Origin of the sequence: Macrococcus armenti (assembly GCF_020097135.1) — a bacterium.
Lineage (GTDB): Bacteria > Bacillota > Bacilli > Staphylococcales > Staphylococcaceae > Macrococcoides > Macrococcoides armenti.
Genome location: NZ_CP083608.1, coordinates 1,056,379 through 1,073,266, shown reverse-complemented (window position 1 = coordinate 1,073,266; position 16,888 = coordinate 1,056,379). Strand labels below are relative to the sequence as shown.

Here is a 16,888-nt window from a genome sequence, read left to right as displayed (position 1 = left end):
GTAAATAGAAAATTTAATATGTTAGGAGAATTCTATGACAGGATTATTTACATTGCTTAAAAAAGGAAGCAAATCCTCTCTTATGGCTGCCATCGTAAACTTTGTTCTCGGAACATTAAAGCTCGTTGCTTATATTTTTACGGGTAACGTTGCAATGTTCGCAGAGATGATGCACTCTTACGGTGATGCTGCAAACCAGCTTTTTGTATGGGTTGGATCTGCGGTTTCAAAGAAAGCACCAAATGAGAAATTCCCGTTCGGTTATGGCCGTCTTGTAAATATCGTCTGCTTATTTGCCGTTATTATTGTTGCAATTTTAGCATACGAAACAGTACTTGAAGGTTTCCATCACGTAATGCATCCGACACATCAGGAACAAACGATGCAACAGTTTTTAATTGCAGTTGGTGTATTATTAATAGGTGTGGTACTTGAAGGGACTGTTTTATATAAAGCAGGACAGGAAGTACTAGAAGAAGTTCATAAACCGACAAATGGTATACACCCATTTACAACAAGTTATGCAAACATTGGTCGTGCGAAACCTGCTACAAAACTTGTGTTTATGGAAGATACAGTTGCAACTGGTGGTGGCGTCATCGCATTGATTGCAATTGTAATTGCGCGCTTTACTGGCTGGACCCAGATTGAAGGTATCGTTTCAATTATTATCGGTTTGGCTATGTTCTATGTTGTATTTAAAGTATTTATGGAAAATGCAGCAGGTGCAATCGGCCGTGCGGATGAAGAAATGGAAGTACATGCTTCTAAAGTCATTTTAGAGCATCCAGAAGTTTCAGACATTAAACGTCTTGTCGTAATGAAAGAAGGCGAAGATAAGCACGTAGAAGCGTTAATTGAAGTTCGAAACCATGAATTCAATTTACGTCAGTTAACAGAAATCAAAAAGGAAATCACTAATAATTTATTACAGCAACCTCATGTGACTGATGTTAATATTGAAATTATGGAAGACGATGGTCTAGATGACTGGAAAAGTGGTAACGGATCATCGATTAACCGTAATATATACGAATAAAATTAAATAAAAAGGAGAATGACAATGCCATTCGTAACAGTTAAATTAGTTGAAGGACGTTCAGAAGAACAATTAAAGAAAATTATCGAGGAAGTAACTGAAGTTGTAAGCCGTAACTCAGGTGCGCCTAAAGAGAAAGTACATGTATTTATTGAAGAGTTAAAAAAGGATCGATACGCAGTAGCAGGAAAACTTATTTCAGAACAATAAAAAGATGGGGATTAATCCCCATCTTTTTTTATTCATTTAAGAACTTCTGTATTGCTTTTTTATTCTTTTCTTTATCGATATCTAATACTGCACCAGCTTCTGGATAGCTCGCCTGCTGATAACTTCCCTCAATAGGTACCGTTAATGTGTTTTGTTTCTTATCACCACGAATTACAAAACTTGTCCCCATTCTGAATATTTCACTATCTTTTAAATCAGTATTAACATAACCCCTTGCAATACCTGCAAGTTTAGGTGTCTTAAAAAGTACAGGTAAGCTCACCATTTCCTCTTTCAATGCAGTAATAACTTGCTGCTGACGTCTTACTCGACCGAAGTCCCCTTCTTCATCATGTCTGAATCTCGCATATCCTAGTAACTCTTTACCGTTTAAATTATGCTGACCTTTTTTGAGTGACACGCCAATTCTTTCTGACATATCCTTTTCAACATTAATCGGAACACCAGACGGAGCAATTTCATCAACCATCGCTTCAAAGCCTTTAAAATCAATAATAGCATAATGTTCAATCGGTATGCCTAAATTTTTCTCAAGTGTTTTTCTCAGTAATTCCGGTCCGCCTAACGTGTATGCTGTATTAATTTTATAATTTCTGTAACCTGGTATTTCAGCATATATGTCACGCATAACAGAAATGATTTTAACCTTTTTATTCAGAAAATCATATTGTGCTACCATGATTGAATCAGTACGTGCAGATCCATCTATCATACGGTCCTGACCTAATATTAATATATTAGATTTACCATCTTTGTTTGAAACGCCATTAAATTCATAGTTAACATGTTTTTGACCATGTTTTTTAGCGAGTTCAATACCACTTGAGTAACTGGATTTAATATAGATGACTGCTAAAAAAATCAATAATATAAATCCTAAAATAACGAATGGTAATTTTTTCAACTTAAGTTTTTTCTTTTTCCGAATTGGCGCCGTATTTTCGCTCATACATACCCTGCTTTCTATATTACAATATAATAAACTTATAAAAAATTTATCGGAATTGCAAGTAGATATCTGTTTATTTTTGTAGAAATTTATGTAAAATAGCTAAAAGGAGGTTTATCAATATGAAAAAGAAAATATATTTAGCAGGTGGTTGTTTCTGGTGCATGGTAAAACCATTCGATACATATGAGGGTGTTGAATCAGTAATTAGTGGGTATATGGGTGGAATCGTGGAAAACCCAACTTATGAACAAGTAAAAACTGGTGAAACAGACCATTTAGAAGTCGTAGAAATCACATATAACGAAACACAGTTTTCTACTGAGAAGATACTAGAAATATTTTTCAAAATTATAGATCCTACCGACAACGGAGGACAGTATCAGGATAGAGGGAGTCAGTATAGAACAGCAATTTTTTATACAGATGAAGATCAGCAAAGCCTCGCAATGGATTATTTAGAGAAAATCCAACGTCACTTTGATAAACCTATCGTAACAGAAGTAAGATATGCAACACCATTTTATAAAGCTGAAGAATATCATCAGGATTTCTACAAAAAAGACCCTGAACGTTACGCAACAGAACAGCAAATAAGACAAAAAATAAAAGACAAGAATTAATTTCTTGTCTTTTTATTAATGATATAGCTAACACGGAGCAACGAAGTTAATAAACTATTCCCTTTCTTATACACCAAATATCTCGGCTGCCATTCGGGATTATATTTTTCCTTATAGTTACGTAACCCTTTAAAACTATAAAGATGAGATATCGTTTCAAAAATCTTTCCAGCAAAACGCTCTCTGTAAAATGCATATTTATGACTTCCGACATTTGAAAGTGGTGCCATACCCATATTAAAATAATCATATTGTTCTTTAGCAAATAACATAGTATTCAAATATAATCCATCCATCATCTGTAAATCATTGTGCTTCCATCGAATGAGGTCAACTGATACAGAATTATTATAGTGTGTAGGCATAAATGATACGAATCCAATTATTTCATTTTCATTTCTAATAATGCCAATCGGCGCTTTATTTAAATATGTTGTGTTAAAGTTTCCGACTGAAAAATGCATTTCATTGCGACTGCCGAGCCATTCATCAGAAATCATCTTTAATTCGTCAATAAACGCTGCATCAAACGGTGGATTAACAACTTCAAAATAATATCCATTCGTTTCAAATTTGTTAACAGTCGCTCTGAATGCGCGTTTTTTCTTCCCACTGATCGAAAAATCCGATAGCGGAATAACTGCTTCCTCACCAAGCTTGAAAAATATATTTCCAAAATCATGATATAACGGTAAGTAGTCAGGTTTAACCTGATAGAAAATAATTTCATAACCGAAATAGTTCGCCTGTTCATAAAAATTAAACAATAAGTCCCTGAAAGCATCTCGATTACCAACAGGATCTCCAAGCACAAATATCGTGTCATAATGCGTATTAAACATAATAAACGCATCTTTTTCATCATTAGTAAAAAATGATTTATCGCCTGTATAGTTAAGGTGACTTACAAAATTTCCGCCATACGTTTCGATAATACGTGTTCTCTCTTCTTCTGTAAGATGCATCTCAAGACAAGTTAAATACTTCTTATTGAAGAAATAAGTAATGACCCCTGTAAGAATTATCGCTGCAATAATCAAAAATATAAAGAAGTTTCGCATGAGATTGCCATCAAAATCTATATTTTCCTGAGTTAGTAAGTCACTTAGCTGCATTTTAAGAATCCAGCTATTTAAACTTAGCAAACTAACAGCAAATATTAATGTCATGACGCCACGTAATAATGTAATCGGTCGTTTAATCATTTTAATGTTTAAATTACCGATTATTAATAATGCGATTAATACAGAAAGCCATATATACACAAGCCAGTTACCATATGTTAATGCAAGAATGATTAAAAGAACTGATGAAGATACAATACTTATGATGTGTGCACGACGTGTATCATGCATTACACCTTTTGCATTAATCATTAACAGCAAACATGCAGCAGAATATAAAGCTGCTAAAAATGTATATAGATTATGCTGTACATCAAAAATTGCATCGTTAATCAGTATGCCATTTAGCATGAGGAATATAAAACCTGTAATAAAGGACAGGCAACCTAGAGCAATTGCCGGAATATATACAATTGAATCTTTTAAAATACTTAAAAATAAAGAACTCGTTTCTATTGCTGGAGCAAAGTAACGATTGTCTTCAAAACGTTCTTCGAATTGCTTCCTTGCCACTCCCTTAAACTCGAAAGTTGATAACACTAATGCGACAAGAAATGGAACGAAGTAATACGCAACACGATAGATTAATAAAGCAAGCAATACTTTCTCTTCAACAATACCAATACTTTTAAAACCAAGTATAATCATCAGATCGAAAGCACCAAACCCACCAGGTACAAGTGAAAGTAATCCTGCTAAAGCCGCAACTACAAATATACTGACGATCACACTATACTGAACATCAATATGAATAAACTTAAAGATCAAATAAAATACGCCACTCGCTGCTAGCCACTCTGCACTTGAAACGAGCGTAAAAACAATTCCTAATAATCTATCATGATTTACAGGTTTTATAACTGTATAAGCGATAAATAAAGGTAAATACAAAGTAATTAAAACGAGCCCGATATTGTACCATTTAAAATGATCGAAAGCGTGCGTATTCGGAAAAATATTTAATATGATGCCAAAACTTAAAATACTCATACCAGAAATCATAGATAAAAGCATTAAAGAAATAACTTTAATTAATGATTTCTCATCATCTGTATGATTGCGATATATAATCAAGCGGAGTCCCGCTCCAATCATACCACCGAAGCCAAGTACCGCATTTAAAGCATTAGAAATAAAACTAATATTGAAGAGTTTCAGACGACTGATATTCATGTTCAGCCTTTTGACTAGAACGAAGTCATATAGTGAAAGCACACTAACTGCAAATAACCCTGATAATATAATGAGCGCAAGTTCAAAAGTACCTAATCGTTTAAAAGCAGCAAGCGTTGCATTAAAATCAATTGAAGCTAACTCCCCTACTAACCGATAAATAACAAAACTCAATAATATCGCCATGAATAGGAATTTTAGCAGATTACTATATTTCTTTAATACGTTATTCATGTTATCCCTACTTATAAAAATATTTAATATAAAACTATTCTACATAAATATTGTATAAAAACCAAACATAATTGGTAAAAAATGATAGTTTTAGAAAACTATCATTTAATATCGTTCACCGTCTTTAGCAATATATAAATTATATCTTTGTTTTAATTTATTAAATAAGTACTGAGTTAGCACTTTTAAAATAGCATAGAGAGGAATACCGAGAATAACACCGATTAATCCAAGCAGATTACCGGCACAAAGAAGCACAAATATAATCGTAAGCGGATGGATCTGCATTGTTTTACCCATTATATTCGGTGAAATAAAGTGACCTTCTAAAAATTGTACAGCCATCCAGACGACTGCAAGTTTTAATAACATTACCGGAGAATCAACAAGTGCAAGAATGATTGCCGGACTAATCGCTATCATTGGTCCAAGATATGGTACAACGCTTGTAACAGCTGCAATACATGCAAGAATAAGTGCGTACTCCAGACCGATAATATTATAACCGATAAATAAAAGCACACCGATACAAAAAGCAACAATCATCTGGCCTTGAATATAAGAACCTACCTGAACATTCATCTTATCAAGAATTTCATGTAAATCATGACGAAATTTTGGTGGTGTCAACTTTAAAACATAATCTTTAAATTGCTTTCCGTCTTTAAGTAAAAAGAAAAGCACAAACGGAAAAGTCATAATAACAATTGCAACACTTGCAATCGTATCAACGACCGATCTTAATTTCGTAGAGAAATTACCTAAATATTCCCCTACTTTCTTTGGTAAATCGCTTAAATTCGTATTCACCCATTCCTGTACATGCTGCAAATAAGGTGCAAACTTAGAGTCATTTGAAATTTGATTGAAATCTCTTAGCAAATGGTTTAAGTAGCCTGGTGCATTTTGAACTAAACTCGTAATCTGAAATTCGATAATTGGAATTAACCACGTAATTAATAAGCCGAAAACTGTAATGATTAACCCGATTAAAATAATAATCCCCCATAATCGTTTAATACGATAGCGCTCCATTAAATTTACTATTGGATTTAATAAGTAATATAGTACAAATGCCAATATAATTGGACCTATTACTGTATTAAAAATAACGAAAAAAGGCTCGAAAATAAATGAAACAAGGCTGAAAACAAATAGTGCAATTCCAATTAAGATAATCGTTGTTAATGTAAATAATAATTTTTTTCCTCCAAAAAATTGAAAGAAATTTTGATCAGACATACAATTCCTCCTTATGTAATGTTAATTTTTATTAAAAGCTTTTAGTTTACATAATATAATTATTTTATAAATACAATATAATAAACAAATTTAACCATAAATATAATATAAAATCAAGAGGCCTGAAGTATCATTACTTCAAACCTCTTGATGATAATTATTATTTAACTGTTAATAAAGCGTCCCCTGCATTCACTTGACCAAATTTAACGTCATGAATCATCTGATTGTTTAAATTTGTGAAAATGATTGGTGTAATATCACTTTCAGCATGTGCACGAATATAATCTAAGTCTACTTTTAATAAAGGCTGACCTTTATGAATCGTATCACCAGGTTTAACAAGCATTTCGAATCCTTCACCTTTTAAACCAACCGTTTCTAAACCGAAGTGAATTAATACTTCTAATCCATTTTCATTTTCAAGTCCGATTGCATGTTTCGTTGGGAAGTCCATCTTTACAACGCCATCAAATGGTGCAACAACTTCACCAACTGAAGGGATGATCGCAACACCATCACCCATTAACTTCTGACTGAATACTTGGTCTGGAACAGAAGCTAAGTCTACAACCTCACCAGTAATTGGTGCGAAAATTTGATTTGCATTGCCAACCACATTTTCTACTTGAGTTTCAGGTTTGACAGTTTCAACTTCGTCAGTAACTGTCGTTTGTTCAGGACGTGTAATTTCTCCAGAAATAATACGCGCCATATCGTGTTTAATCTGATCAGATTTCGGACCAAAAATCGCCTGCATATTATTACCCACTTCAAGCACACCAGCAGCACCTAAAGCCTTTAACTCAGCTACATCAACTTTAGATTTATCATTAACTTCAACACGTAAACGTGTAATACAAGCATCTAGATGTTTAATGTTTTCTTTACCACCCATGGCATCTAGAACATGGAATGGAAGTTCATTCGTTGATGTCACCTTAACTTGTACTTCTTCTTCCTCACGACCAGGAGTTTTTAAATTAAATTTTGTAATACAGAATCTGAAAACGAAATAGTAAATCGCTGCATAAACTAATCCTACTGGTATAACTAACCACCAAGCCGTTCTACCTTGTAATATACCAAAAGTAAAGAAATCAATGAATCCACCTGAGAAAGTATATCCAAGATGTAAATCCATAAGATATAAGATTAGGAATGAGAGACCATCTAAAACTGCATGTACGAAAAATAAAATTGGTGCTACAAATAAGAATGAGAATTCTAATGGCTCAGTAATACCTGTTAAAAATGAAGTCAATGCTGCTGAGGCCATTAAACCGCCAACAAATTTCTTCTTTTCAGGACGAGCAGTATGATAAATTGCTAATGCTGCTGCCGGTAAGCCAAACATCATTACCGGGTACTCTCCTTGCATAAATGCTCCAGCAGTTAGTGTAGCTTTATCTTGTATCTGTGCCATAAAAATATTTAAATCTCCATGAACTATTTTACCAGCTGCATTCGTATAATTACCAAATTCAAACCAAAACGGTGCATGGAAAATGTGATGTAATCCAAAAGGTATTAATAGACGTTTTATCATTCCAAAGAAAAACACAGCAAGTGCCTTATTCTCTTCCATTAAAAATAATGATAAACCATTCATACCACTTTGGATTGCTGGCCATATAAAGTACATCAAGATACCAAGAATAAATGAGCTAAATGCCGTTACAATTGGTACAAAGCGCTTACCAGCAAAAAATCCTAGAAATGGTGGAAGAGAGATGTTATAAAATTTGTTATAGGCCCAAGATGCTAAAATACCAATAATAATACCACCAAAAACTCCAGTTTGAAGCGTTGGAATTCCTAAAACAGTTGCAAATCCAGGACTTTTACCAACATTATCAGCTGTAATACCACCGATTTGCCCCATAGTGACATTTAACACTAGATAACCTACAAATGCAGCAATTGCCGCAACACCATCTCCACCAGCAAGACCTACTGCTACCCCTAAAGCAAATAGTAATGGTAAGTTATCAAAAATTACTCCGCCAGCTGCCTGCAGCATAGAAGCAACTTTCACAATTACATCATTTGCTAAGAAAGGGAAAAAATCAACTAGTGAATCAGTTTGCAATGCAGCGCCTATACCAAGCAGTAAACCAGCTGCTGGTAAAATCGCTACTGGTAACATTAATGCTTTACCAATACGTTGTAATTGACCAAAAAACGTTTTCCACATAATATATTCCTCCTAAATATTTTTTCGTAAAAATGAACGACAGCATCAAACAAAAAAGGCATGAGTATATACTGGTCCCATAGTACCAGTCATAACTCATGCCTGCATTATCAGTTACACGTTATCGACTTCAGTATTAAAAGCTTGAATATGCATCGTAAGATATACTAATTCCGAATCATAAACCGGTTTGTTTAAGTACGTCTGCATCATCTTCACGATCTTTACAGACGTATTGTAACATAAAGGATATTGCGCTTTCAATACCGATTCTAAACTTTTTTGCTGCGGCATTCGCCCATTACTCATCACACGCTGCACTGCAAATGTAATATGTCTCAAAAAGCGTGAATAATTAATTGAATCTCTGTCAACGCGTATCTTTAAATCTTGTTCGATAATCTGAATCGCGTTCTGTACAATTTCTGTCATTAACCGCATATCACGTAACGAATGATTATTGACCGATGAGTGAATATGAAGCGCAATAAAACCCACTTCAGATTTAGGAAAGTTTACTTGTAATCTTTCATTTAGCATTGCTACAACTTGTTCAGCGATAAGAAATTCCTGTTTATATAAACTTTCTGTCTCTTTTAAAAATGGATTTGCAACGATGATACCATCTTTAAACCGCTTTACTGCGAATATAATATGATCTGTCAGTGATAAAAGTAAATTATCGTTTATATCTCCTTTAGTTTTAAGATTGATAAATTCAATCACTTCAATTACTGTCTGAATTACAGCTTCATTTGTAATTGATAACAATGTTTTATAACGTTCCTGTTCTGACGTTGATTTAAGCTCAAAAACTTTTTCAATTTTCTCTAGATCCTTATCTTTTATTAAATCTCCATTGCGCTTACTGAACCCAATACCTTTACCGATTAAAATTGTTTCCTCATCATTTGAAGTTGCAATCACAACATTATTATTTAATACTTTTATAATTTCATAATTCATCAAAACACCTCATTCCAAAGACCTATGTACATATTAATAACTCATGATAATATAATGATAGTAAGTTAAATATCAGGAGGAATCAATATGAAGAGAATTTCTATATTTTTATTGACTACATTATTATTAGCTTCATGTCTCATTACGAATCGTGCGCAGGCAGTAACACAGGAAGCATGGTCTGAAGCAGTAACCGTATATGGTGCAGCATTAGAACAGAATAATACATTAAAGGATAAAACGAGCACACTATTAGGTAGTTCATCTCAGGATAAGACAACTTTTGTATATGCTGAAGACTTAGGGAAGTACTTAAATTTACAATCGAGCAATGATGTATTAAAATCAAGCATTCGTATTAAAAAACTGTCATCAGGTAGTGGACTTACTTTAAATATAAACCAATCTGCTGGTAAAATCACTAAAATCACTGAAGATACATACAAAAACGCACTCCTTACAGCTGGTGTAACAGATGCTGACGTTACAATTGCCGCGGCAGAAGATGTTACTGGTGAAAGTGCACTTGCAGGTGTTTATAAGGCATTTGAAGCTCAAGGTGAACCTATCGACCAAGCAAAAACACAAGTTGCTCAGGAAGAATTAAACTCAATTGCAAATATAAATGAGCAAAATTCAGGCGTAAATGGTTATTCTCAGGAACAGCTAAATAAAGCGATTGCTGAAGCAAAAGCAGAAATTGCTAAACAAGGTGGAAACTTAAATACAACTGAAATTAAAAATATAGTCATTCAAAAAATCGAGAACAATGGTCTGACAAATATTATTAACGAAAATCAAATTAATATTATCGTGAATTTTATTGAAAATGCACAAAACAATGGAATATTTAATGGTGAAAATAAAGATCAATTAATTAATAGCGCAAAAAACTATGTTGACGATATTAAAAACTCAGATGGTTTTAAAAAAGCAACGGACAAAGCGAAAGAACTTGGTAACAATATTACTGATACTTTAAAAGACGAAAGCTTCTGGGATAAAATATTAAACTTCTTCCAGTCAATTATCGATTGGATCGTAGGATTATTTATCTTTCAAATGATAAGGATTATCTCCCCACGTATCAACCTCTGATAAATCTGCTTTAATATTTTCTGTTTTAAACACGGGATTTAAACCTTTTTTGCGTTGTTCCCCATAATCTTTAGCAACTTCAAATACAACATGTGCTAACCCAATAATTGCTGTTATATTTAAAATTGCCATCAGTCCCATAAATAAATCTGCTGTTGCCCAAACTGTTTCAACTTTAACTACTGCTCCGAAGAACACCATCAGAACAACAAACAATCTGAAGATAAACATCACAACTTTATTCGTTGTTAAATATTCGATATTAGACTGACCATAATAATAGTTCCCAATAACTGATGAATAAGCGAATAAGAATACAGCTACTGTAAGGAAGAATCCACCGAAACTACCTACGTGTGCATTTAATGCTGCCTGTGTTACCGCTACACCTTGAGGAGCTTTTTCACCAAATTCTAATCCAGAATACAATAAAATCATAATCGCAGTTGCAGTACAAACAATCATCGTATCGAAAAATACACCTAACGACTGAATTAACCCTTGTTTTACAGGGTGACTTACAGCAGCAGTTGCAGCAGCGTTCGGCGCAGAACCCATACCTGCTTCATTCGAGAATAATCCTCGTTTAATCCCCTGCATAATCGTAAATCCTAATGCACCACCGAAAGCTTGCTCCATACCGAAAGCACTTTTAATAATACTGATGATCATAGGAATAACATCACCGATATGCATTACGAGTACAAATAAAACAATTAAAATATAAAATATTGCCATAACAGGTACAATCGTAGAAGATACATTCGCAATCCAGCGAACTCCACCGAATATTACAATTGCAGTAATTATCGCTAAAATAACACCAGTAATCCATGCTGGTGTATTATATTGCGTTTTAAAGCTTTCAGCAATCGTGTTTGATTGCACAGTATTAAATACAAATGCAAAAGTTACAGTTATTAAGATCGCAAATGTAACACCTAACCACTTTTGTCCTAATCCACGTTCCATATAGTAAGCAGGACCCCCACGGAATCCTCCATTTTCATCTTTAACTTTATAAACTTGCGCTAATGTTGCTTCAAAAAATGCACTTGCGGCACCGAAGAATGCAATAATCCACATCCAGAATACTGCACCAGGTCCCCCTAACACGATTGCAGTGGCAACCCCGGCAATATTACCTGTACCGACACGACTTGCTGCACTAATCGTAAACGCCTGGAATGATGAAATCCCTTTTTGACCATCTTCTAAAGTTTCTGGCTTTTCACCAATAACTCTAAACATTTCTGGTAACCATCGTAACTGGATAAATTTAGAACTTAAACTGAAGAAAAAACCAGCAAGTAATAATAATCCAATTAAAAACTGTGACCAAATTAAATCGTTTCCGTTTGAAACTATCATTTTGAACCATTCCGGAATGAATGCATCAAAATTTACTTTAGTTATATCCAAAATATAAACCCTCCACTTTCAAAGTAAAATAAAACTAAAACTATTTTACCACAGAAAATGTGAGGGTCTATAAAAATTTATGATTCGATTGAATTTACACGTAATGCGTGTATTGTTCCAAACACTTTGTCATCAACAATAAAGCTGCCGTTTGTATATCGATCGGTTTTACGTATATCTTTTGTGAAACCAACTTTTTTATTATTTTCATTGTAAATAACGTACTGCATATCCGCAGTTAATACATATGCACCAATAACAAAGTGTGGATTAAGTTTTAACTCTTTTAATACCATAAGTCCACGTTGTGCACGTTTGCCTTCCTCAAATAAATTAATATCCATTTTTTTCATTGCACCACGTTGTGTAGCGATAAGTAAAGTGCTATCCGGATAAATAATTTCAGTGTTTATTACTTCATCATTTTCTTTTAAGTTTATAGATTTAACACCAGCTGCTTTGAGTCCTGTTTCAGAAACTTCAGACAAACTATAATGCAATGCCATTCCGAACTTCGTTATTACAAGAATGTGCTCGTCTCCAGTAACAAGATGTATTGTCTGTACGATGTCATCATTTTTTAATTTCATATAAACTAACGGTTTTGAATAACGTGTCACTTCTAAATCTTTCATTGCCGAAAGTTTTATCATACCGTGTTTTGTTGCAATCATTAGTTTCGTATCATTATTAAAATCCGCAACAGTAATCATGGTAATCACTTGCTCCTGTGCATCTAAAGGTACAATTTGAGAAATGTGTGTTCCTAAATCTTTCCACCTTATATCCGGCAGTTGATGGACAGGAATATAAATATATCGCCCTTTATTTGTAAATACAATAGCAACATGCTGAAGGTTACTTTCGTGATAAGATAACAACATATCTTCATCTTTCATACCAATTTCATCAATACCACTCGCACCAAAACTTCTTGGAGAAGTACGCTTAATATAACCTTCCTGCGTAATACTCATAATTGTATCTTCATTTGGCACTAAAATTTCTTTAGAAATTTTAATTTCAGCGATTTTTGCTTCAATCTCACTACGACGTTCCTCTTTGAACGCTTTTTGAACCGCCTTTAATTCCTTTTTGATAACTTGTTTCAAATAATTTTCATCATTTAGAATACGTGATAATTCATTTAACGTTGCCTTTAATTCCTCCTGCTCAGATTCAAGCGCAACGATATCAGTATTCGTTAAACGATATAACTGAAGCATTACAATAGCTTCTGCCTGTGCTTCTGTAAAATCAAACTTCTGAATCAAGTTTTGTTTTGCATCAGCTTTATTTTTTGAGGCTCTGATAACCTCGATCACTTCATCGAGTATAGACAATGCTTTAATTAAACCTTCAACGATATGCATACGTTTTTCTGCCTGATCATAATCGAATTGACTACGTCTTGTTACGACCTCTTTCTGATGCATGATAAAACTGTTCAGCATCTGTGTTACACCTAATAATTTAGGTCGTCTGTCACTGATTGCGACCATGTTGAAGTTATAAGCAACTTGCAAGTCAGTATTTTTATACAGGAAGTTTAAAATTCCTTCACTATTGGCATCTTTTTTAAGTTCGATCGCAATTCTTAAACCATTACGATCCGTTTCATCACGCACTTCAATAATGCCGTCTACTTTTTTATCTGCTCTTAATTCATCAATACGTTTTACGAGATTACTTTTATTCACTTCAAACGGGATTTCAGTAACGATAATTTCTTCACGACCACCGCGTAGCTTTTCTATTTCAACTTTTCCACGAACTTGTATTTTTCCTTTACCCGTTTCATACGCCTGTTTAATCCCAGCCTTACCCATAATAATGCCACCCGTCGGAAAATCAGGTCCTGGTAATACTTTCATTATTTCATCAACAGACACATCAGGCTTATCAATTACTTTTAGTGTTGCATTTATCACTTCGTCAAGATTATGAGGTGGAATATCTGTTGCATACCCCGCAGAAATACCTGTAGAACCATTAACAAGTAAATTCGGATAATTCGCCGGTAATACCATCGGTTCCATTGCAGTATCATCAAAGTTCTGAACGAAATCTACTGTATCTTTATTAATGTTCTGCAATAAAATATTGGCAAGTTTAGATAACTTTGCCTCTGTATAACGCATTGCAGCTGGTGGATCGTTATCGATACTACCGTTATTCCCGTGCATTTCAACTAATACATGACGCAATTTCCAGTCCTGGCTCATACGTACCATCGCATCATAAACAGATGAATCACCATGTGGATGATAATTACCGATTACATTACCGACGGTTTTAGCACTTTTTCGGAAATTTTTATCAAATGTATTACCTTCTGCAAACATCGCATATAATATACGGCGTTGTACTGGTTTTAAACCATCACGCACATCAGGTATAGCACGATCCTGAATAATATATTTAGTATATCGTCCGAAACGATCCCCAATGACGTCTTCAAGAGGTAAACTTTGTATGTGCTCATTCATTACTTTCACCTACTTCAGCATTCTCAATTGTTTCAATATCTTCTATTTCTGTTAATAATTCTACTTCATCATTTTCCAGTATGCTAACGTCTTCCTGCATACCAAATTCAACATGACGTTCAATCCAGTCACGTCTCGGTTCTACTTTGTCTCCCATCAGTGTGGAAACACGTCTGGCGCTTCTTAATTCATCTTCAATTTCAACACGAATTAATGTTCTTGTCTCCGGATTCATCGTTGTATCCCATAATTGGTCCGCATTCATTTCACCAAGACCTTTATAGCGCTGTAACGTGAAACCTTTACCGACTTTTTTCTGAACATCTTTTAACTCATCATCGGTCCATGCATATTCGACAACTTCCTGCTTCCCTTTACCTTTTGAAACTTTATATAGCGGCGGTAATGCGATATAAACTTTACCGGCATCAATTAAAGGTTTCATATATTTAAAGAAGAATGTTAATAATAACACTTGAATATGCGCACCGTCAGTATCAGCATCGGTCATGATAATGATTTTATCGTAATTACTATCCTTTAATTCGAAGTCATTTCCGACACCGACTCCAATTGTATGAATAATCGTACTTATTTCTTCATTTTTAAGAATATCTTCAAGTTTTGCTTTTTCAGTATTGATAACTTTTCCGCGTAAAGGTAATATCGCCTGAAATTTACGATCACGCCCTAATTTCGCTGATCCACCGGCTGAGTCACCTTCGACGAGATATAGTTCATTTCGACTCGTGTCCTTACTTTGTGCAGGCGTTAGCTTACCGGATAAAAGTGTTTCTTTTCGTTTATTCTTTTTACCATTTCGCGCCTCTTCCCTCGCTTTACGAGCAGCATCTCTTGCTTGTGCTGCTTTAACGGCTTTCTTTACTAACTTCTGACTTAATGCGCCGTTTTCTTCAAAATAGAAAGGCAATTGTTCACTTAAAATACTATCTACAGCGCTTCTAGCTTCACTTGTGCCTAATTTTGACTTCGTCTGACCTTCAAACTGAAGAAGATGTTCAGGAATTTTTACGGATATGATTGCTGTCATTCCTTCACGAATATCATTTCCATCTAAATTTTTATCCTTTTGTTTCAACTCACCAATTTTTCGGGCATACTCATTAAAAACGCGTGTAAACGCCGTTTTCATCCCTACTTCATGTGTACCGCCGTCTTTCGTACGTACATTGTTTACAAATGAAAGGATTGTTTCAGAATATTGATCATTAAATTGGAAAGCTACTTCTGCTTCAATGTCGTTAGCTTTACCGCTAAACTTCGCAACTTCATGTAATACTTCCTTACCTTCATTTACAAAGTTCACGAAATCTTTAAGGCCATCTTCATAAAAGTATGTTTCTGAACGTCCTTCATCACTACGATTATCAGTAATTGTTATTTTTAAATGATTTAATAAAAATGCAGATTCACGTAATCGCTCACTTAATGTCTCAAAGTTAAAATGTGTTGTCTGTTTAAATATAGATGGATCCGGTTTAAAAGTAACACTAGTACCTGTTTTCTTTGAAGTACCTATCTCTTCAAGCGTTGTTACTGGAACACCACCATTTTCAAAACGTTGCTTAAATATTTTGCCGTTATTATAAATGACAACTTCAAGCCAGCTACTGAGTGCATTAACAACTGAGGCCCCGACACCATGTAAACCACCTGTCGTTTTATAGCCACCTTGACCGAACTTACCACCTGCATGTAATACAGTAAATATAACTTCAGGTGTCGGTTTACCAGTTTTGTGCAGACCTGTTGGCATCCCACGGCCATTATCTGTCACGGTTACAGATTGATCTTTATTTAATGTGACATTAATTTCATTTCCATGTCCATTTAATGCTTCATCAATTGAATTATCTAATATTTCATATACTAAGTGATGTAACCCTCTTGAATCGGTAGAACCGATATACATACCGGGTCTTTTTCTAACTGCTTCAAGACCTTCCAGCACTTGAATGGATTCATCATTATACTGATTTACTGACAATTGCTTACCCCCTACAAACATACGTTCGAAAATTTTATACACATTAATTATTTTAAATGAATCAAGCAAAAATGCAAGTCTTTCCAAATATAC

12 protein-coding genes are annotated in these 16,888 nt (G+C 34.3%); 4 read left to right on the top strand and 8 right to left on the bottom strand.

From position 1 onward, the window contains the following. Positions 1 to 34 precede the first annotated feature (34 nt). On the top strand, positions 35 to 1,039 hold the full coding sequence (locus LAU42_RS05500) for a cation diffusion facilitator family transporter (RefSeq protein ID WP_224184673.1): 1,005 nt from the start codon (positions 35 to 37) through the stop codon (positions 1,037 to 1,039). Positions 1,040 to 1,063: 24 nt separating this feature from the next. After that, positions 1,064 to 1,249 carry a 2-hydroxymuconate tautomerase gene (locus LAU42_RS05495; protein ID WP_224184672.1) on the top strand — a complete coding sequence of 62 codons (186 nt, stop codon included), beginning with the start codon at positions 1,064 to 1,066 and terminating at the stop codon, positions 1,247 to 1,249. A gap of 28 nt (positions 1,250 to 1,277) precedes the next feature. Here LAU42_RS05495 and LAU42_RS05490 read toward each other — a convergent pair whose 3' ends face one another. Then, the gene (locus tag LAU42_RS05490; RefSeq protein WP_224184671.1) at positions 1,278 to 2,219 is read right to left on the bottom strand and encodes an LCP family protein; all 942 of its coding nucleotides are present in this window, start codon (positions 2,217 to 2,219) and stop codon (positions 1,278 to 1,280) included. 122 nt (positions 2,220 to 2,341) lie between these two features. Here LAU42_RS05490 and msrA point away from each other — a divergent pair, with 122 nt between their 5' ends. After that, positions 2,342 to 2,842, top strand: a complete 501-nt coding sequence (msrA, locus tag LAU42_RS05485) for a peptide-methionine (S)-S-oxide reductase MsrA (RefSeq protein WP_224184670.1) — start codon at positions 2,342 to 2,344, stop codon at positions 2,840 to 2,842. Here msrA and mprF read toward each other — a convergent pair. From mprF to glcT, 4 genes are all read right to left on the bottom strand, one after another. After that, entirely contained in the window at positions 2,839 to 5,373 is a 2,535-nt protein-coding gene (gene mprF, locus LAU42_RS05480) for a bifunctional lysylphosphatidylglycerol flippase/synthetase MprF (protein ID WP_224184669.1), read from the bottom strand. The two genes, msrA and mprF, sit on opposite strands and share 4 nt — an antisense overlap. Positions 5,374 to 5,478: 105 nt before the next feature. Next, positions 5,479 to 6,615, bottom strand: coding sequence for an AI-2E family transporter (locus LAU42_RS05475; RefSeq protein ID WP_224184668.1), 1,137 nt, complete (start codon positions 6,613 to 6,615; stop codon positions 5,479 to 5,481). Positions 6,616 to 6,775: 160 nt separating this feature from the next. Next, complete coding sequence (gene ptsG, locus LAU42_RS05470) at positions 6,776 to 8,812, bottom strand: glucose-specific PTS transporter subunit IIBC (RefSeq protein ID WP_224184667.1); 2,037 nt, start codon at positions 8,810 to 8,812, stop codon at positions 6,776 to 6,778. A gap of 114 nt (positions 8,813 to 8,926) precedes the next feature. Continuing rightward, positions 8,927 to 9,778 (bottom strand): glucose PTS transporter transcription antiterminator GlcT, encoded by an 852-nt coding sequence (gene glcT, locus LAU42_RS05465; RefSeq protein ID WP_224184666.1) that lies wholly within the window; start codon positions 9,776 to 9,778, stop codon positions 8,927 to 8,929. 87 nt (positions 9,779 to 9,865) lie between these two features. On the opposite strand from glcT, the gene LAU42_RS05460 reads away from it, so the two are divergent. Continuing rightward, positions 9,866 to 10,876 (top strand): DUF1002 domain-containing protein, encoded by a 1,011-nt coding sequence (locus tag LAU42_RS05460; RefSeq protein WP_224184665.1) that lies wholly within the window; start codon positions 9,866 to 9,868, stop codon positions 10,874 to 10,876. Here the strand turns inward: LAU42_RS05460 and alsT are convergent. The 3 genes from alsT to parE all read right to left on the bottom strand — a co-directional run bounded on the left by alsT (position 10,826) and on the right by parE (position 16,816). Beyond that, the gene (gene alsT / locus LAU42_RS05455; protein ID WP_224184748.1) at positions 10,826 to 12,247 is read right to left on the bottom strand and encodes a glutamine transporter AlsT; all 1,422 of its coding nucleotides are present in this window, start codon (positions 12,245 to 12,247) and stop codon (positions 10,826 to 10,828) included. The two genes, LAU42_RS05460 and alsT, sit on opposite strands and share 51 nt — an antisense overlap. 128 nt (positions 12,248 to 12,375) lie before the next feature. Next, positions 12,376 to 14,787 carry a DNA topoisomerase IV subunit A gene (parC, locus tag LAU42_RS05450; RefSeq protein WP_224184664.1) on the bottom strand — a complete coding sequence of 804 codons (2,412 nt, stop codon included), beginning with the start codon at positions 14,785 to 14,787 and terminating at the stop codon, positions 12,376 to 12,378. Continuing rightward, entirely contained in the window at positions 14,780 to 16,816 is a 2,037-nt protein-coding gene (parE, locus tag LAU42_RS05445; RefSeq protein ID WP_224184747.1) for a DNA topoisomerase IV subunit B, read from the bottom strand. The genes parC and parE overlap by 8 nt, the downstream gene beginning before the upstream one ends. Positions 16,817 to 16,888 lie beyond the last annotated feature (72 nt).